This is a genomic window from Agrobacterium sp. 22-221-1 (assembly GCF_053522445.1).
The window spans coordinates 107,118-125,515 of sequence record NZ_JBNWCL010000004.1 but is presented as its reverse complement, the minus strand read 5'-3'; the positions used below and the strand labels follow the sequence as shown (position 1 = coordinate 125,515).

Annotated in this window: 19 protein-coding genes; 10 read left to right on the top strand and 9 right to left on the bottom strand. The window is 59.0% G+C overall.

Annotated features, from left to right (window positions below; genetic code table 11):
• Positions 1-100 precede the first annotated feature (100 nt).
• From rlmN to ACQZ5N_RS08000, 4 genes are all read left to right on the top strand, one after another.
• Positions 101-1,273 (top strand): 23S rRNA (adenine(2503)-C(2))-methyltransferase RlmN, encoded by a 1,173-nt coding sequence (rlmN, locus tag ACQZ5N_RS08015; RefSeq protein ID WP_078052458.1) that lies wholly within the window; start codon positions 101-103, stop codon positions 1,271-1,273.
• A gap of 108 nt (positions 1,274-1,381) precedes the next feature.
• Positions 1,382-2,335: an ABC transporter substrate-binding protein gene (locus ACQZ5N_RS08010; protein WP_003523186.1), complete on the top strand. Its 954-nt coding sequence runs from the start codon at positions 1,382-1,384 to the stop codon at positions 2,333-2,335.
• 107 nt (positions 2,336-2,442) lie between these two features.
• Complete coding sequence (locus ACQZ5N_RS08005) at positions 2,443-3,324, top strand: ABC transporter permease (RefSeq protein ID WP_448732614.1); 882 nt, start codon at positions 2,443-2,445, stop codon at positions 3,322-3,324.
• Positions 3,321-4,115, top strand: coding sequence for an ABC transporter ATP-binding protein (locus ACQZ5N_RS08000; RefSeq protein ID WP_065656934.1), 795 nt, complete (start codon positions 3,321-3,323; stop codon positions 4,113-4,115). Before ACQZ5N_RS08005 ends, ACQZ5N_RS08000 begins: the two co-directional genes overlap by 4 nt.
• Before the next feature lie 38 nt (positions 4,116-4,153).
• On the opposite strand, the gene ACQZ5N_RS07995 is transcribed toward ACQZ5N_RS08000, so the two are convergent.
• Together ACQZ5N_RS07995 and ACQZ5N_RS07990 are read right to left on the bottom strand one after the other, a co-directional pair.
• Positions 4,154-4,801, bottom strand: coding sequence for a LysE family translocator (locus ACQZ5N_RS07995; RefSeq protein ID WP_003523192.1), 648 nt, complete (start codon positions 4,799-4,801; stop codon positions 4,154-4,156).
• Between the two features lie 128 nt (positions 4,802-4,929).
• Complete coding sequence (locus ACQZ5N_RS07990; RefSeq protein WP_448732613.1) at positions 4,930-5,784, bottom strand: SDR family NAD(P)-dependent oxidoreductase; 855 nt, start codon at positions 5,782-5,784, stop codon at positions 4,930-4,932.
• A gap of 314 nt (positions 5,785-6,098) precedes the next feature.
• Here ACQZ5N_RS07990 and ACQZ5N_RS07985 point away from each other — a divergent pair, with 314 nt between their 5' ends.
• Positions 6,099-7,322 (top strand): argininosuccinate synthase, encoded by a 1,224-nt coding sequence (locus tag ACQZ5N_RS07985; protein WP_003523477.1) that lies wholly within the window; start codon positions 6,099-6,101, stop codon positions 7,320-7,322.
• Between the two features lie 54 nt (positions 7,323-7,376).
• Here the strand turns inward: ACQZ5N_RS07985 and ACQZ5N_RS07980 are convergent, their stop codons facing one another.
• The 3 genes from ACQZ5N_RS07980 to ACQZ5N_RS07970 are packed head-to-tail and all read right to left on the bottom strand — an operon-like array spanning position 7,377 to position 9,222.
• Positions 7,377-8,573, bottom strand: a complete 1,197-nt coding sequence (locus ACQZ5N_RS07980; protein ID WP_448732612.1) for a multidrug effflux MFS transporter — start codon at positions 8,571-8,573, stop codon at positions 7,377-7,379.
• A gap of 5 nt (positions 8,574-8,578) precedes the next feature.
• Positions 8,579-9,037: a MarR family winged helix-turn-helix transcriptional regulator gene (locus tag ACQZ5N_RS07975; protein WP_020813564.1), complete on the bottom strand. Its 459-nt coding sequence runs from the start codon at positions 9,035-9,037 to the stop codon at positions 8,579-8,581.
• Positions 8,995-9,222 carry a hypothetical protein gene (locus ACQZ5N_RS07970; protein WP_448732611.1) on the bottom strand — a complete coding sequence of 76 codons (228 nt, stop codon included), beginning with the start codon at positions 9,220-9,222 and terminating at the stop codon, positions 8,995-8,997. The genes ACQZ5N_RS07975 and ACQZ5N_RS07970 overlap by 43 nt, the downstream gene beginning before the upstream one ends.
• A 191-nt stretch (positions 9,223-9,413) precedes the next feature.
• Between ACQZ5N_RS07970 and ACQZ5N_RS07965 the strand changes: the two genes are divergently transcribed.
• From ACQZ5N_RS07965 to ppa, 4 genes are all read left to right on the top strand, one after another.
• Entirely contained in the window at positions 9,414-11,474 is a 2,061-nt protein-coding gene (locus ACQZ5N_RS07965; protein ID WP_448732610.1) for a M3 family metallopeptidase, read from the top strand.
• Positions 11,475-11,637: 163 nt separating this feature from the next.
• Positions 11,638-13,458, top strand: a complete 1,821-nt coding sequence (typA, locus tag ACQZ5N_RS07960; protein WP_003523483.1) for a translational GTPase TypA — start codon at positions 11,638-11,640, stop codon at positions 13,456-13,458.
• 215 nt (positions 13,459-13,673) lie between these two features.
• Positions 13,674-14,180: a GNAT family N-acetyltransferase gene (locus tag ACQZ5N_RS07955; protein WP_003523484.1), complete on the top strand. Its 507-nt coding sequence runs from the start codon at positions 13,674-13,676 to the stop codon at positions 14,178-14,180.
• 168 nt (positions 14,181-14,348) lie between these two features.
• Entirely contained in the window at positions 14,349-14,882 is a 534-nt protein-coding gene (gene ppa / locus ACQZ5N_RS07950; protein WP_003523485.1) for an inorganic diphosphatase, read from the top strand.
• A 105-nt stretch (positions 14,883-14,987) separates the two neighbouring features.
• On the opposite strand, the gene ACQZ5N_RS07945 is transcribed toward ppa, so the two are convergent.
• Positions 14,988-15,299, bottom strand: a complete 312-nt coding sequence (locus ACQZ5N_RS07945; RefSeq protein ID WP_448732609.1) for a DUF167 domain-containing protein — start codon at positions 15,297-15,299, stop codon at positions 14,988-14,990.
• Positions 15,296-15,586 (bottom strand): YggT family protein, encoded by a 291-nt coding sequence (locus ACQZ5N_RS07940; protein ID WP_003523487.1) that lies wholly within the window; start codon positions 15,584-15,586, stop codon positions 15,296-15,298. The genes ACQZ5N_RS07945 and ACQZ5N_RS07940 overlap by 4 nt, the downstream gene beginning before the upstream one ends.
• Positions 15,587-15,832: 246 nt before the next feature.
• Here ACQZ5N_RS07940 and ACQZ5N_RS07935 point away from each other — a divergent pair, with 246 nt between their 5' ends.
• Positions 15,833-17,065: an MFS transporter gene (locus tag ACQZ5N_RS07935; protein WP_448732608.1), complete on the top strand. Its 1,233-nt coding sequence runs from the start codon at positions 15,833-15,835 to the stop codon at positions 17,063-17,065.
• Positions 17,066-17,180: 115 nt separating this feature from the next.
• Here ACQZ5N_RS07935 and ACQZ5N_RS07930 read toward each other — a convergent pair whose 3' ends face one another.
• Both ACQZ5N_RS07930 and ACQZ5N_RS07925 read right to left on the bottom strand, forming a co-directional pair.
• Complete coding sequence (locus ACQZ5N_RS07930) at positions 17,181-17,912, bottom strand: glutamine amidotransferase (RefSeq protein WP_080856838.1); 732 nt, start codon at positions 17,910-17,912, stop codon at positions 17,181-17,183.
• Positions 17,902-18,390, bottom strand: coding sequence for a tellurite resistance TerB family protein (locus tag ACQZ5N_RS07925; RefSeq protein ID WP_448732607.1), 489 nt, complete (start codon positions 18,388-18,390; stop codon positions 17,902-17,904). The genes ACQZ5N_RS07930 and ACQZ5N_RS07925 overlap by 11 nt, the downstream gene beginning before the upstream one ends.
• Positions 18,391-18,398 lie beyond the last annotated feature (8 nt).

Here is an 18,398-nt window from a genome sequence, read left to right as displayed (position 1 = left end):
GGTCGTGCGATGCATGGAATGATGGGATAGCGTAATGTCCGTAATGCAAGCCCCTGCCGGCCTGGCAGTCAAAACCCCGCTGATCGCCAATAGCGATCTCATGTCCGGCAAGCCGTCGCTGATCGGCCTGACCCGTGAGGACATGGGCGAGGCGCTGGCCGAAATCGGCGTGCCGCAGAAGCAGGTGAAGATGCGCGTCAGCCAGTTGTGGAACTGGCTTTATGTGCGCGGCGTCTCGGATTTCGACAATATGACCAATGTCGCCAAGGAGCTTCGCGAGAAGCTGAAGGCGGCCTTCACCATCGCCCGCCCGGAAATCGTCGAGGAGCAGATCTCCAATGACGGCACCCGCAAATGGCTGATGCGGTTCCCGCCGCGCGGCGCGGGACGTCCGGTCGAAATCGAGACGGTTTATATTCCCGAAGAGGGTCGCGGCACGCTGTGCATTTCGAGCCAGGTGGGCTGTTCGCTGACCTGTTCCTTCTGTCACACCGGCACCCAGCGCCTCGTGCGCAACCTGACGGCTGAGGAAATCCTCTCCCAGCTTCTGCTGGCCCGTGATCGGCTCGGTGATTTTCCCGATGGTTCGACGCCGGTTGGCGCTTATGTGCCGAGCGAAGGCCGCAAGGTTTCCAACATCGTGATGATGGGCATGGGCGAGCCGCTCTATAATTTCGAGCATGTGAAGACCGCGCTTCTGATTGCCACCGATGGCGACGGCCTGTCGCTCTCCAAGCGTCGCGTCACGCTCTCCACCTCGGGTGTTGTGCCGGAAATCTTCCGCACCGGCGATGAGATCGGCGTCATGCTGGCGATTTCGCTGCATGCGGTGCGTGACGAGCTGCGCGACATGCTGGTGCCGATCAACAAGAAATATCCGCTGAAGGAGCTGATCGAGGCCTGCCGCAAATATCCGGGCCTTTCCAATGCCCGCCGCATTACCTTCGAATATGTGATGCTGAAGGATGTCAATGACAGTCTGGAAGACGCCAAGATGCTGGTGCAGCTTTTGAAGGGCGTTCCGGCCAAGATCAACCTCATTCCGTTCAACCCATGGCCGGGTACGAACTATCAGTGCTCGGACTGGGCGCAGATCGAGAAGTTCGCCGATTTCATCAATCAGGCCGGTTATGCCTCGCCGATCCGCACGCCGCGCGGCCGCGATATTCTCGCCGCCTGCGGCCAGCTGAAGTCGGAATCGGAGCGCATGCGCAAGACCGAAAGGCTGGCTTTCGAGGCGATGATGATCGCCAACCACGGCGCGGATGACTGAATAAGCCGCAATTGCCGCCTGAAAGCTTGTTTTGCAGCGGTCTCCGATTGATTTCGGGCTGTCTTGTTCCTAAGAAGACGAAAACAGGGAACCAACAGGAGGATATCCATGCGCGCATTCATTCTGGCTCTCGCTGCCGCGAGCGCCCTCGTTCTGCCGGCCAAGGCTGAAAACGTCACCGTTGCCGTCACCGCCATCGTCGAACATCCGGCGCTTGATGCCGCCCGCGATGGCGTCAAGGCCGCGCTTGCCGAAGCCGGTTACAAGGAAGGCGAGAACCTCAAGTTCCTTTATGAGTCCGCGCAGGGCAATCCCGGCACTGCGGCGCAGATCGCGCGCCAGTTCGTGGGCGATGCGCCGAACGTCATCGTGCCGATCTCCACGCCGTCCGCCCAGGCCGTCGTTGCCGCCACGCGCGACATTCCGGTCGTCTTCACGGCGGTTTCCGATCCGGTCGGCGCACAGCTCGTCAAGGACATGCAAAAGCCCGGCCGCAACGTGACCGGCCTTTCCGACATGCTGCCGGTTGGCGAACATCTGGCGCTCATCAAGGAAATTTCCCCGAACGCCAAGTCGATCGGCTTCATCTACAATTCGGCCGAGGCCAACTCCGTTTCGACGCTGGCCCTCTTGAAGGCCGAGGCCGAGAAGGCGGGTCTCAAGGTTGTTGAATCCGTCGCCACCAAGTCCGCAGAAGTGCAGGGCGCAACCCGCGCGCTGGTCGGCAAGGCCGATGTGATCTACGTTCCGACCGACAACACCATCGTTTCGGCCTTCGAAGCGGCTGCCGGCGTTGCATCCGAAGCCAAGATCCCGCTTTACGCCGCCGATACGGATTCCGTCGCCCGCGGTGCGGTTGCTGCTCTCGGCTTCAACTATTTCGACGTGGGCAAGCAGACCGGCGCCGTCGTTGTCCGCATCCTCAAGGGCGAAAAGCCGGGCGATATTCCGGCAACCGTTGCTGTCGGCACTGATCTGGTGATCAACAAGAAGGCCGCCGAAAAAGCTGGCGTCACCTTCCCGGAAAGCATCACCAAGCGCGCCACCAAGGTCATCGACTGAACCGAAACCAGACTGAATAACGGGCGGCGGCAAATTCGCCGCCCGTTTTACGTGGCACGAGACGGTGCCCGTCTCCGCCTGATGGCGGCAATAACAAGGACATTACCGTGAGCCAAATCGCCTTCTGGGGTGCCGTGGAGCTGGGACTGGTCTTCGCTTTCGTGGCGATCGGCGTTTATCTCGCTTTCCGGGTGCTTGATTTTCCTGACCTGACCGTGGACGGTTCGTTTCCGCTCGGTGCCGCCGTGGCTGCCGTGCTGATCATCGCCGGTCTGAATGCCTGGGTTGCGACGGCGATTGCGATGGTGGCCGGTGCCGCCGCCGGCATCGTGACCGCGACGCTCAACGTTCGTTTCAAGATCCTCAACCTGCTTGCATCGATCCTGACGATGATCGCGCTGTTTTCCGTCAATCTGCGCGTGATGGGAAAGCCGAATGTGGCGCTGCTCAATCAGGATACGATGATATCGCCGTTTTATGGCCTCGGCCTGTCGGAATATCTGGTGCGGCCGCTGTTCGTTGGCGCGCTGGTGCTGATCGCGGTCATCCTCGTCTGGCGTTTCCTTGAAAGCGATGCGGGCCTTGCCATGCGCGCGACGGGCGCCAATGCCCGGATGGCGCGGGCGCAGGGCGTGAAGACCGGCAACCAGATCTATCTCGGCATGGCGCTTTCGAATGCGCTGGTCGCTCTCGGCGGCGCGCTGTTTGCGCAGACCAACGGTTTTGCAGATGTGACCTCCGGTGTCGGCACCATCGTCGTCGGCCTTGCCGCCGTCATCATCGGCGAAACGCTGTTCGGCGCGCGTGGCATTCTGATCGCGCTGATCGGCTGCATCTTCGGCTCCATCGCCTATCGTCTCGCCATCCAGCTCGCTTTGTCGAGCGATGTGCTGGGCCTCAAGGCGTCCGATCTCAATTTCGTAACGGCGGTATTGGTGGCAATCGCATTGATCCTGCCCCGACTGCGCCGCGGGGGAGCAACATCGTGATTTCCCTTTCCGACATCCAGGTTGTCTTCGGGCGCGGCACGCCGCTGCAGAAGCAGGCGCTCTCCAAGATCGATCTCACCATCGACGATGGCTCCTTCGTCACCGTCATCGGCTCCAATGGGGCCGGCAAATCGACGCTGCTCGGCGTTCTGGCGGGCGATGTCCTGCCGACGGCGGGTAAGGTGATGATTGGCGGCGCCGATGTTACCCGCAAACCGACCGCCAGCCGGGCTGGGCGGGTGGCGCGCGTGTTTCAGGATCCGCTGGCGGGCAGCTGCGGTGCGCTCACCATCGAGGAAAATCTGGCGCTGGCGGCGTCGCGTGGCGAGCGTCGCGGCCTTTTGCCGGCGCTTGGGCGCGGCCGTCGGGATTTCTTCAAGGAGCGCATCGCCTCGCTCAATCTCGGGCTGGAAAATCGTCTGAAGGACCGTATGGACCTTCTGTCCGGCGGGCAGAGGCAGGCGGTCTCGCTCGTCATGGCGACGCTGTCCGGCTCGGACGTGCTGCTGCTCGATGAACATACGGCTGCTCTCGATCCCGGCATGGCCGAATTCGTGATGGAGCTGACCCGCAAGGTCGTGTCGGAGCGCAAGCTGACGACGCTGATGGTCACCCATTCCATGCGTCAGGCGCTGGATTATGGCACCCGCACGATCATGCTGCATGCCGGTGAGATCGTGCTCGACGTCTCCGGCGATAGCCGCAAGGATCTCGAGGTCGAGGACCTGATCGACATGTTCCGCAAGATACGCGGCCAGAAGCTCGATGACGATGAGTTGCTGATCGGTTGATTAAAAAAGGCGCCGTGAGGCGCCTTTTTTGTTTGCCGTCAGCGCGCCTGGGTGAAGAAAATCTTGACGGCGAAAAGCGAAAAGACGCCGGCGATCGTATAATCCAGTCCGCGCAGAATTTTCCGGTTGCGTTGCAGCCAGGCTGAAAGAACATCTGCGGCGATCACGATGCCGATGCCTATCGGCAGCGCGACGATGATCGACCAGATGCCGAGGAAGATCAGCTTGCCGGTTACATGCGGGTCGGATGCGCTGACGAATTGCGGCAGAAAGGTCATGAAAAAGATGATGATCTTCGGGTTCAGCAGGTTGACCCAGATGCCGTTCAACAGCGCCGATTTCAGGGAGGACTGCGCTTTTTCGCCGGTGCTTTTCACCATCACGAAATCCGAGCCCTTGCGGATCGCCTGAATGGCGAGCCAGACGAGATAGGCGGCCCCGCCGGTCTTCAGGATCATGAAAGCGGTCGGCGAGGCGACGATAAGGGCGGCGACGCCGAAGGCGACGAGCATCGTGTGCACGGTAATGCCGATATTGGTTCCCAGAAGCGTCATGAAACCCGCCGTCCGGCCCTCGCGCAGAGAGCGGCTGATCCACAGCGTCATGTCAGGCCCCGGCGTCACCGCCAGAAGCAGAATGGCGATGGTGAAGGCGATCAATGTTGGCAGGCCTGGAACGAAATCCATCGCGGCACCCGTAAAATCTGGAGGTTGCCGTGCTTAACGCGATTTCGCGCTTCTGCCAATGTTTTTGAGCGCCAATGCATCGGCGCGAAAAGCCGCCGCAACGGTTACATCGCGGCGGCCCGGAACATTCAGTTTTTCAGGAAGCTGGTGAAGGCGGCGGAATATTCCGTGTGCCAGCGCGACAGCGGCGGGCGGTTCTGAACGATGTCATAGGCCGCCCAGAGAATGCGTTTTTCATCCGTCGGGCGGTCCACCTCGCCATCAGGGCAGAGAATGTAGAAATCGCCGCGGCCGATGCTTTCGACCATGAAGTCGACGGTCTGCTCGCCGGTCCATGCGCCTTCCGGCTTTTCCGTTCTGCCATGGGCGGTGAGGCCGGTGAAAACGTAACCGGGGATCAGCAGATGGGCGGAAACCGAGCCGTTCGCAATATTGCGCAATTCGTGCTGAAGCGCTTCCGTGAAGGTTTTGACGCCGGACTTCGAGACGTTGTAGGCGGGATCGCCGGGAGGTGTGGTGATACCCTGTTTCGAGCCGGTATTGATGATGAGCGCCGGCTCGCCATGGGCGATCATGCCCTGGCCGAAAACACGGCTGCCGTTCACGACGCCCATCAGATTGACGTTGATGATTTTTTCCCAATTGGCCTGCGGGCCGAAAATGGCACTGCCGGGCTGGATGCCGGCATTGTTCATCAGAACGTGGACGCGTCCGAAACGCTGGATCACGGCGCGCTCCAGCGCCTCCAGTTCATCGAGTTTGGATATGTCGGTCGGGATGGCGACGATCTGCGCTTCGCCGTCCTTGGCGACGGCCAGAATATCCGCATGGGCTGCGGCAAGCCTGTCGCCGTCGAGATCGACGAGCACGACACTCATGCCGAAACCGGCGAATTTGCGGGCGGCGGCAAGTCCGATGCCGGATGCCGCACCGGTGATGACAGCGACATTATCTTCCTTGAATGCGGGGTGGATGGTCGTCATAGGTTTCTCCTTCGCGTCGTTTCGGCTGTTTCCAGCGGTTTGCAACGTTGCCTGAACCTGAGTGGCTTCATTCACGGTCTTCAAGTCGATCGCGCCGCTTATGATAAAGCGCGAATTTTCATAATGCATGTGACAATTGCTTCGTTCCCATCGATGCGCCCGGTCATCGCCCGCTGTCGTACCCGCCCATCAATTGTTTTGTCGCTTATCTCACGGAAAAGCGCTTCACACATTTCGGGTTGCACTGTAAAAGTGCCGAAATCCCAAGGAAATGGCGGTGTCCCAATGCCGTCATCATGCAGATGGACATCACTATGGCACTTCCGAAAGACGTTAAGAAAGTCGTTCTCGCCTATTCCGGCGGTCTCGACACCTCGATCATCCTGAAATGGCTTCAGACGGAACTCGGCGCGGAGGTCGTGACCTTCACGGCCGATCTCGGCCAGGGCGAAGAACTTGAGCCGGCGCGCAAGAAGGCCGAGATGCTGGGCATCAAGGAAATCTTCATCGAGGACGTCCGCGAAGAGTTCGTGCGTGATTTCGTGTTCCCGATGTTCCGCGCCAACGCCGTTTATGAAGGCGTCTATCTGCTCGGCACTTCCATTGCCCGTCCGCTGATTTCCAAGCACCTGATCGAAATCGCCAAGAAGACCGGCGCCGACGCCATCGCCCATGGCGCCACCGGCAAGGGCAACGACCAGGTCCGTTTCGAGCTTTCGGCCTATGCGCTGAACCCGGATATCAAGATCATCGCTCCCTGGCGCGACTGGACGTTCAAGAGCCGTACTGACCTCTTGAACTTCGCCGAACAGCACCAGATTCCGGTTGCCAAGGACAAGAAGGGTGAGGCGCCTTTCTCGGTCGACGCCAACCTGCTGCACTCCTCTTCCGAGGGCAAGGTTCTGGAAGACCCGGCGCAGGAAGCACCGGAATATGTGCATATGCGCACCATTTCCCCGGAAGCCGCGCCCGACAAGGCAACCGTCATCAAGGTCGGTTTCCGCAAGGGCGATGCCTGCTCCATCAACGGCGTCGAAATGTCGCCGGCGACGCTTCTTGCGACGCTGAACAACTATGGCCGCGAAAACGGCATCGGCCGTCTCGATCTGGTCGAGAACCGCTTCGTCGGCATGAAGTCGCGCGGCGTTTACGAGACGCCCGGCGGCACCATCCTGCTTGCCGCGCACCGCGCCATCGAATCCATCACGCTTGACCGGGGTGCAGCCCACCTCAAGGACGAGCTGATGCCGCGTTACGCCGAGCTCATCTATTACGGCTTCTGGTTCTCGCCAGAGCGCGAAATGCTGCAGGCCCTGATCGACAAGAGCCAAGAACATGTGGAAGGCGAAGTGACGCTGAAGCTCTACAAGGGCAATGTCATGGTAACCGGCCGCGAGAGCGCCAAGTCGCTCTATTCCGACGCGCTGGTGACCTTCGAGGACGACCACGGCGCTTATGACCAGAAGGATGCGGCAGGCTTCATCAAGCTCAACGCGCTGCGTCTTCGCACGCTCGCAAAGCGCAATATCAGCAAGTAATTCTGCTGGAATGAAAATAATGAAACCCGCTGGCGGCGACGCCGGCGGGTTTTTTCATGTCTCTCTTCTGGAGACGATGCGGAAGCCGATGTAGCTGGCGATTGCGGTGAATTCCATCACGGGGATGATGATGCCGAAGCCGGTCAAAGGCGAACCGATAAGCGAGGCTGCGGCGCCGCCTGCAAAACCCGACCCCATCTGAATGAAGCCCATCATCGCCGATGCCGAGCCGGCAATATGTGGGAATGGGGCGAGGGCCGCCGTCACCATGGATGGCGTCAGCAAGGCGATGCCGACCGTTGCGACCGCCACGGGTCCCATGATCGAAAGAAAGGATGGCGGTATCAGGAACACCGACAGCAGGATGAGGAGACCGCCTGTTCCCGAAAAACAGAGGCCGAGGACGACCGAACGGCGGTCGCCCAGCCGCGGTGCGATATAACGCAGGGCGATGGAGCCGAAGAAATAAGCGCCGGTCTGCATCAGCATGCCGATGCCGAAGGCGGTGGGTGTCATGCCGACCTTGTTGATGAGGATGAAGGTCAGCATGGTCGCCTGCGCATAAAGCGCGCCGATGGAACCGCCGAGCACCAGTGCGGCCAGAAGAAAACGCGGCTCGGTGAGCAATGTCCCGTAGGCCGACAGGAGGCGACGCGGGCGGATCAGGTTCTTGTCCGGGCTCGTCGTCTCGCGTAGGAAGACCACGACGGAGAAGATGGCGATGGCCCCGAGGCCGGCCATGAGGAAAAATACCGATTGCCACCCGAAAGCCGCAAGCGAAAGCCCGCCGATGGTCGGGCCCATGGCTGGGCCAACGGCCAGCATGATGCCAATGAGGTTCATGATGCTGGAGGCTTCGGCGCCCGTGAATTGATCGCGCACGATGGCGCGCGCCACCGTCATGCCGACGGAGGCGCCAATGCCCTGAACAAGCCGGGCGAAAAGGAGTACTTCAATTGTTGGGGCGAAGATCGCCAGCAGTCCGCCGCCCAGAAAGATGGAGAGGAAAACGAGGCTCGCCTTTCGCCGACCGAAGGCATCGGATGCTGGGCCGGCGAGCAGCTGGGCGATGGCGAAACCGGCGAAGTAAAGCGAGAGGCTGAGTTTGGCGGCGGATTCCGTGGTGGAGAAAACCCGCGTCAGTTCCGGCATAGCCGGTGTGTAGATCGCCATGGAAATCGGCGCCAGCGCCGTCAGCAACGCACCGAGTATGGCCGTGCGCTTTCTGGACATGATCGTTTCTGGCGACATTGCGATCAGCAGCTCTGGCCCGGCTGTTCCGGCTGGAGATTGTTGCGAAGGGTCTGCAGGAAGCTGCGGAAAAGCGCGACTTCTTCTTCGTTCAGGCCCTGCGTGGCGTGACGGACGAGTTCATCGATTTCCTGGCGCACGGCTTCCAGCATGTCGGTGGAGTTTTTTGTCAGCACGATGCGCTTGGAGCGCCTGTCCTGCGGGTCCTGCTGGCGTTCGATGAGATCGAGAGACTGCAGCTTGTCGAGATAGGCGCAGATCGTCATCGGTTCGATGCCGAGCCGGGCGGCGATATCCGACTGTTTGCTGCCATCAACGACGGCAACCGTCAGCAATGCGCGGGCTTCGCCGGGCGTCAGGCCCAATCCGGCTTCAGAAATTCGGCGCTCAAACGCACTGTTCAGCAGGCGTGCGCCGCTGTTCAGTAAAAATGCCAACGAGTCTTTTTCGCGTTTAGTGCCCATGCTTCGCCTTTTCGTAAGTCAGCCTTACTAAAATCCCGGCGATAATCAATGGCGCATAAATCATATTGTTGAAAATCGAGTAAAGTATGTGTCAGTTCGATTGCGTTACGGTCGGCAACATAATCGATGATTGTTACGCCAAAGCAAAGAAGATCGGACTTCCCGCGTTTTATTTCATCTGCCATGCCGGTCCATATGTCGGTCAAGTCCCTTACACAGGTCACCCGCCATCGGTATCCGGCGTCTGTGCCGGCAGTCGGGGCAAAAGCACAAAATCAGGTCGCAGCCAATCTCCCTTGCACCAAAGTCCGGCATTGAATTGCCGGTGGAGGCGTGCCCATATGGGCTTAAACCGGAATTGTACAAGGAAGATGAAATGCCATCCAAGACCGCGCTTTATCCCGCACTCGTTGACTGGAACGGCCACAATGGTCTGCCGAAATTCGATGCGGTCAGGGATGAGGATTTCGCTCCGGCCTTCGATGCCGCTCTTCTGTCCCACGAACAGGAAATCGATGCGATCGCCGGCAATGCTGAGACCCCGAGCTTCGAAAACACCGTGACCGCGCTCGAAATCGCCGGAGACGATCTTTCGCGCATTTCGTCGCTGTTCTGGAACAGGGCAGGCGCCAATACCAATGGTGTGATCCAGGCGCTGGAGCGGGAGATCGCACCGAAACTGTCGCGGCACTATTCGAAAATCGGCATGAACGAAGCGTTGTTCAAGCGTATCGATACATTGTGGGAAAAGCGCGGAGCGCTTGGGCTGACGGGTGAGGAGAGCCGTGTCCTTGAGCGGCACTGGAAGGGTTTCGTGCGCTCCGGCGCCAAGCTGCCGAAGGACCGGCAGGAACGGCTGGCGGCGATCAATGAGGAGCTTGCCGGTCTCGGTGCGAGATTCGGGCAGAATGTGCTGGCGGATGAAAAGAACTGGAAGCTTCTGCTTTCCACGGAAGAGGAACTTGCCGGCATTCCCGGTTTCCTGCGCGACGCGATGGCGGGTGCGGCCCGTGAACATGGCGAGGACGGCAAATTTGCCGTCACCCTTTCCCGTTCCATCATCGAGCCTTTCCTGACCTTTTCCGAACGCCGCGATCTGCGCGAGCAGGCCTTCAGGGCCTGGGTGGCGCGCGGCGAGAATGGCGGCGAGACCGACAATCGTAAGATTGTCCACCGCACGCTCGAACTGCGTGAGGAAAAGTCAAAGCTTCTCGGTTACGCGAATTTCGCCGCCTACAAGCTTGATGATACGATGGCGAAGACGCCCGATGCCGTGAACGGCCTTTTAGGGCAGGTCTGGGAAAAGGCCGTGCGCCGTGCGGGCGAGGAAGAGGCCGAACTGGCCGCCATCATCGCCGAGGAGGGCAGGAATCACGAAGTGCTGCCCTGGGACTGGCGGCATTATGCCGAAAAGTTGCGGGCACGGAAATTCAGCTTCTCCGAGGCGGAGTTGAAGCCCTATCTGCAGCTCGAAAAGATCATCGAGGCCTGCTTCGATGTGGCCGGGCGGTTGTTCGGGATTCGAGCGGTCGAAGTCAAAGGCGTCGCCGCCTATCACCTGGATGTGCGGGTTTTCGAAATCCGCGATGAAAAGGGCGATCTGAAGGCCATGTTCCTCGGCGATTATTTCGCCCGTCCCTCCAAGCGCTCCGGCGCGTGGATGAGCTCCTTCCAGTCGCAGCACAAGCTGCCCTTGAAGAACGGCACGGTCGGAGAAATCCCGATCATCTACAATGTCTGCAATTTCGCCAAACCGGCCGAAGGCAAACCGGCGCTGCTTTCGCTCGACGATGCGCGCACGCTGTTTCACGAATTCGGCCACGCGCTGCATGGCATGTTGTCGAATGTCACTTACCCTTCCGTTTCCGGAACGGGCGTCTCGCGCGATTTCGTCGAATTGCCATCGCAGCTTTACGAACATTGGCTGACGGTGCCGGAAATTCTGGAAAAATACGCCCTGCATTATGACACAGGCGCGCCGATGCCGAAGGCGCTGCTGGACAAGGTTCTGGCCGCGCAGACCTTCAATGCCGGTTTCAGCACGGTGGAATTCACCTCGTCGGCGATTGTCGACATGGCGTTCCACACGCGGGAAAACGTGAGCGATCCGATGGTCGTGCAGGGTGAGGTGCTCTCCACCCTGAATATGCCGAAGTCTATCGTCATGCGGCATGCGACCCCGCATTTCCAGCACGTTTTCTCCGGCGACGGATATTCGGCCGGCTATTATTCCTACATGTGGTCGGAAGTGCTGGATGCCGATGCCTTTTCGGCCTTCGAGGAAACCGGCAACCCCTTCGATGGCGAGATGGCGCGCAAATTGAAGGACAATATCTATTCCGTCGGCGGTTCCATCGATCCGGAAGAGGCATATCTTGCTTTTCGTGGCAAGATGCCAAGCCCGGACGCCATGCTTTTGAAGCGTGGTCTGGTATAAGGGTCCGGTATAAAAGACTGTCATATTTCTGAGCTAGAACCTGAGTGCAGGGGCCTTATGACAAGGCCCCCCCTTTCGCATTTGCAAAAAAAAGGTTATGAGCGCGCCAAACTAAATTGGCGTTTCTCATCAATATAGCGCCCAACCTCAGAGATTTTGAACAATGGCACTTCGCAACATCGCGATCATCGCGCACGTTGACCATGGAAAAACGACGCTCGTGGACGAGCTTCTGAAGCAGTCCGGCTCGTTCCGCGACAACCAGCGTGTCGCCGAGCGCGTGATGGATAGCAACGATCTCGAAAAGGAACGTGGCATCACCATTCTCGCCAAGGCGACCTCGGTGGAGTGGAAGGGTGTCCGCATCAACATCGTCGACACCCCCGGCCACGCCGACTTCGGCGGCGAAGTCGAGCGTATCCTGTCGATGGTGGACGGTGCGATCGTTCTGGTCGATAGCTCGGAAGGCCCGATGCCGCAGACCAAGTTCGTGGTCAGCAAGGCGCTGAAGGTCGGTCTTCGCCCGATCGTCGCGATCAACAAGATCGACCGTCCGGATGGCCGCCACGAAGAAGTCATCAACGAAGTCTTCGACCTCTTCGCAAACCTCGACGCCACCGATGAGCAGCTCGACTTCCCGATCCTCTACGGTTCCGGTCGTGACGGCTGGATGAACGTCAACCCGGAAGGCCCGAAGGATCAGGGTCTTGCGCCGCTGCTCGATCTGGTTCTCGAACATGTTCCGGAGCCCAAGGTTGAAGAAGGTCCGTTCCGCCTGATCGGCACCATCCTTGAAGCCAACAACTTCCTCGGCCGCATCATCACCGGCCGCATCGCTTCCGGCTCCATCAAGCCGAACCAGGCGGTGAAGGTTCTCGGCCAGGACGGCAAGGTTATTGAAAACGGCCGTATCTCCAAGATCCTCGCATTCCGCGGCATTGAGCGCACGTCGATCGAAGAAGCCCATGCGGGCGACATCGTCGCCATTGCAGGCCTCTCCAAGGGTACTGTTGCCGACACCTTCTGTGACCCCTCCGTCACCGAGGCGATGACCGCGCAGCCGATCGACCCGCCGACCGTTACCATGTCGTTCATAGTCAACGACAGCCCGCTGGCTGGTACCGAAGGCGACAAGGTCACGAGCCGCGTTATCCGTGACCGTCTGTTCAAGGAAGCCGAAGGCAACGTTGCGCTGAAGATCGAAGAAGCCGAAGGCAAGGATTCGTTCTTCGTTTCCGGCCGTGGCGAATTGCAGCTGGCGGTTCTGATCGAAACCATGCGTCGCGAAGGTTTCGAGCTTGCCGTTTCGCGTCCGCGCGTCGTCATGCACAAGGATGAGAACGGCACCCTGCTGGAGCCGATCGAAGAAGTCGTGATCGACGTTGATGAAGAACATTCCGGCGTCGTCGTTCAGAAGATGTCCGAGCGCAAGGCTGAAATGGCCGAGCTTCGTCCTTCCGGCGGCAATCGCGTTCGTCTGAAGTTCTATGCGCCGACCCGTGGCCTCATCGGCTACCAGTCGGAACTTTTGACCGACACCCGCGGCACGGCGATCATGAACCGTCTGTTCCACGACTATCAGCCCTTCAAGGGCCAGATTGCCGGCCGCGTCAACGGCGTTCTGCTGTCGAACGGTTCGGGCGAAGCTGTCGCTTATGCCATGTTCAACCTGGAAGATCGCGGCCCGATGATCATCGAGCCGGGTGAAAAGGTCTATGCCGGTATGATCATCGGTATTCACTCTCGCGATAACGATCTCGAAGTGAACGTGCTGAAGGGCAAGCAGCTGACCAACATCCGCGCTGCCGGCAAGGACGAAGCCGTGAAGCTGACGCCGCCGATCCGCATGACGCTCGATCGCGCGCTCTCCTGGATTCAGGACGATGAGCTGATGGAAGTGACGCCGAAGTCCATCCGTCTGCGCAAGATGTTCCTGGACGCCAACGATCGCAAGCGTTTTGAAAAGGCCAAGCTCGCTGTCTGATTGCGGCTTGTCGTTACGAATTTGAAAGAACCCGGCCTCGAGCCGGGTTTTTTTATGCGTTCGTTTTTATGTGTGCATGAGTCGAAAGGCGCTTTGCCAAAGGTTAAGGATGCGTTAATTTTTATCGGTCGTCCACATGAATAGGCTGTGGGTAAGCTTGCCGGCGTTAACCTTTATGACTGGTAAGTTTGCGTGGCCGGAGCCAGAATCGCGTTATGAAAACGTTATCCATCGATGTTCGCCGTGCTGAACCGCATGATGCGCGCGCCATCTCCGAGGCGCACCGTCTGTCGTGGCAACAGGCCTATGCCGGGCTTATCCCGCATCGGCCGTTGACGCAGATGCTCGAGCGTCGTGGAGAAGTCTGGTGGAAAAAGGCGACCAAAGGCTCCGCAACGATGCTGGTGGTGGAGGTGGCCGGTGTGGTCGCCGGATATGCGACGCTGGGCCTCAGCCGGGCACGCGGGCTGCCGCAGGACGGCGAGATATACGAACTTTATCTCCGGCCGGAATATCAGGGCATCGGGCTTGGCTCGCTGCTGTTTACGGAAGCGCGCAGACTGCTGACCTCGCTTGGCTGCAACGGCATCGTTGTCTGGTGCCTTGAGGACAGCGATGTCGCCAATCGCTTTTTCCGCTCTCACGGTGGTCGCGATATTGCCGAAGGCATGGAAGATTTCGACGGCAAGTCGCTTCGCAAGGTCGGTTTCGTCTGGAACTGACAAACAATGCCGGGTGATTTGGCCTTGGGTTCATTCTCGCGGCCGGCCATGCGCAAATGCGATAGCCTCAAATCCCGCATTCTGCCTTATCCGCCCAAAGCCATGTTGCAATGCGGAGACTTTCCCAGTATCGAAAACCAAATCCAACCCGTCGAATGAGGGAAGCGAATGCGTATCGATGCAATTTCCGTAGGCAAGAATCCGCCGGATGACGTGAATGTCATCGTTGAAGTGCCGGTCGGTGGACACCCGATCAAGTACGAGATGGACAAGGATGCCGGTGCGCTGATCGTCGATCGCTTCCTCTACACGCCGATGACCTATCCGGGTAACTATGGTTTCGTGCCGCACACCCTGTCCGACGATGGCGACCCGATCGACGTTCTCATCTGCAACACCCGTCCGCTGGTTCCGGGCTGCGTCATCAATGTCCGCCCCATCGGTGTGATGATCATGGAAGATGACGGCGGCAAGGACGAGAAGATCCTCGCCGTGCCGGTTCCGAAGCTGACGCGCCGTTACGACAAGGTCCACAACTACACCGACCTGCCGGAAATCACGCTGAAGCAGATCGAGCACTTCTTCGAGCACTACAAGGATCTGGAGCCCGGCAAGTGGGTGAAGATGGGCGGCTGGCAGGATGTCGACGTCGCCAAGAAGCTGATCGTCGAAGCCATCGAGCGCTACAAGGCGCAGGGCTGATCTAAAGCATATCTCCCAAAAGTGTGCAGCGGTTTTGGGACAAAGACATGCTTAAAAATAAAGATCTAAAGCGCGTCGTATGAATCAGATTAGACGCGATGCGCTTTAGTTTTCGAGCTTTTTGAATAGCTCTTCGAAATCCTCCGGGTCGGTGTCGATCCGGAGGATTTTTTTACGCGCCGTTTCGCCCGAAATGAAGCTGATGGAGGATTTCGGCAGGCCGAGTTTTTTCGCCAGCAAAACAATCAGGGCCTTGTTGGCCTTGCCGCCTTCTGGCACGGCGCTGACGCGGGCCTTCAGATGCGCGTTTCCCTCCGCATCCTTTTCCACGCCGTCGATGGCGTCCCGCCCGCCATTCGGTGTGAGGCGGACGGTCAGGCGGACATGGTCGCTATGCTTCTGCCAGCAGCCGCTCAAGCGACCATCGGGTAAAGCGTGTTCCACATGAAGGAGCGGATGAAGAAGATGATCAAGAGCACGATGATCGGCGAAATGTCGATGCCGCCGAGATTAGGTAGAATGCGGCGGATGGGGCGCAGAACCGGTTCCGTGACATTGAACAGAAAGCTGCCGATGGCGTTCACGAACTGGTTGCGGGAATTGATGACGTTGAAGGCGTAAAGCCAGGAAAAAATAGCGCTGGCGATCAGCACCCACGTATAGAGGTTCAAGGCCAGATCGATGGTCTGAAACAGGGCAAGCATCAATATCTCCGTATCTTGGTTGCAAGACATTTAGACATTGAACCTTGAACCGGCAAGTGTTGCACCGGATCGTAATGATCTTTGGTCTGATCGACCGGCGATCATCACAATCTGGTTCATGGCTTTGCAGCGGGATTTCAGACGAAAACCGCTCACACTTTTCGTCATCCCGCTGGTGAGGGCTGGCGATTCCCGTGATATCGCTCTATTGCAAAGCTCTCATATTGTCTCGCGAGCACCCAGCCGATGTCCCTCCCTTCCGCCGAAAACCGTTTCGGTGCATTCCGGCATAGTTCCTATCGCCGCTTTTTCAGTGCCCGGTTTTTTTCGGCCTTCGCCATCCAGATCGTCAGCGTCTCGGTCGGCTGGCAGATGTATGAGGTGACCGGCAACGCCTTTTATCTCGGCCTGATCGGTCTTTTCCAGTTTCTGCCGTCGCTGCTTCTGATCCTCGTCACCGGAACGGTCGCCGACCGGCACAATCGTCGGCGCATCATGGCCATATGCCTGCTGATTGCGGCGCTGTGCGCTGCCGCTCTTCTGGGTCTTACGCTGACGCACAGCTTTTCTCCCTGGCCGGTCTTCGCCATTCTTGTCGTCTTCGGCATAGAGCGCGCCTTCATGGGACCGGCGGTTCAGTCGCTGGCGCCCAATCTCGTGCCGGTAGAGGACTTGCCGAACGCCATCGCCTGGAATTCCTCTTCATGGCAGATGGCGTCCATTCTCGGTCCCGTCGCCGGCGGCCTGCTTTATGGCTTCGGTGCTTCCGTCGCCTATAGCGTGGCGCTCGTGCTCTTCATCGTATCGGCGACGCTTGCGGTGACGATCAGCAAGCCGGAACAACGCGGCCCGGCAAAAGCCATCAGCCTCGAAACCATGCTCGCCGGGTTCAAGTTCATCGCGCAGGAAAAAATCGTCCTCGGTGCGATATCGCTCGATCTTTTCGCGGTGCTGCTGGGCGGCGCTGTTGCGCTGATGCCGATTTTTGCCAAGGAAGTGCTGACGCTTGGGCCGTGGGGCCTCGGGCTTTTGCGCGCAGCACCCGGCATCGGGGCCATCACCGTTGCGGTCATTCTGGCGTTCAAGCCCATTCGTCACCACGCCGGCCTGCTGATGTTTACCGGCGTCGGCCTCTTCGGCATCTCCACTGTGGTCTTCGGGCTTTCGCAAACCGCATGGGTGTCCATCGCCGCGCTGGTGGTCATGGGCGCATCCGACATGGTGTCGGTTTATGTGCGGGAAACACTGATCGCGCTGTGGACGCCGGATGAGGTGCGCGGGCGTGTGAATGCCGTGAACATGGTGTTCGTCGGCGCATCGAACGAGCTGGGCGAATTCCGCGCCGGCACCATGGCGCATGTCGTCGGGGCCGTGCCGGCCGTTGTCATCGGCGGGGCGGGCACGCTTGCTGTGGCGGTTATCTGGGCGCTCGGTTTCTCCAAGCTGCGCAAGATCGATAATCTGGATGCGCCGCACTGATGGCGATGGGTCTTAGATCGTTTTGGCTTTTCTTCGAATCGCAAAAACGATCTAGCCTTTTGTTTTTAAGCATTTTCCGGACGTAAAACCGCTGCGCACTTTTACTGGAAATGCTCTAGCGCTGCGCCTTGCCCTCAAAAACCAGATCAAGGAAATTGCCGAGCCATGCCCTGAGCGGCGTGTCGAACAGCATGCGGCCTTCCAGATGCTGGCTGCCCACCTGCGCATTGGGCATGCCGAAGCGCTGCGCGCCGCGCACCACCCAGCTATGCATCATGGCGCGGGTCAGCTCGGCGTGAAACTGCAGGCCCCAGGCATTTTTCCCATATCTATAGGCCTGATTGGGATAGGTTTCGCCCGAGGCCAGAAGTTCGGCTCCGCGCGGCAGTTCGAACCCTTCCTTGTGGAAATGATAGACCATCTTCGGCCAATGCGGCATCAGAAGCCGCCCGTGTTCGGTGGCATGAAGCGGATACCAGCCGATCTCCACCTTGCCCTCCCTGTCGGGCTCCACCTTGCCTCCGAGATGTTTGGACAGCATCTGCGCGCCGAGACAGATGCCGAGAAAGGGTTTGTTTTCCTTCAACGGCACCTTCAGCCAGTCGATTTCGGCTTTGACGTAGTCATGAGAATCGTTGGCGCTCATCGGCCCGCCGAAAATGATGGCGCCCGCGTGTTTCTCCAGCGTTTGCGGCAGGTCATCGCCGAGCGCAGGGCGCCTTATATCCAGACGATACCCTTTTTCCACCAGCATCTGGCCGACACGGCCGGGCGTGGAACGTTCCTGATGCAGGACGATGAGCAGCGATGGTTGTTTTCTCTGTTGCCTGGAAGGGTCAAACAGCATCGTCTTCGTTTTCGCTTTCTTCAGCGGGCCCGGACCTCGTGGCGGCCTGCTGACGTTGCAGAACCCTGTCGCGCACGGATACACCAAGCAGGTCGGCGACTCGCCAGATCACATGGTCTTCCATTTCGCTTCGTTCGCCGTCAGCGTAAACAATATCCCATAATATGCCAATAAGCTCCACGCGCTGATCTTCATCGAGATGGCGGCGTATATCGGTGGTGAAGCGGTAATAATCGACGGCTTCCTTGCCGGCCTCCTGGCCGGCGGCAAGAAGTGCGTCCAGCTTTCCGGCATCGAGATGGTAATAATCCTGCAGGATTTCGCGCAGGCGGTCGCGCTCGCTTTTCGAGATGGTGCCATCCGCTTCCATGACCTGGAAACAGAGGGCGGCCACCGCCACCCTCAGATCGTCCGGGCTGAAATCATCCCCATGCGGGCCGACGAGGTTCTGAATAAACGACTGTATTTGCTGGAACATCGATATCC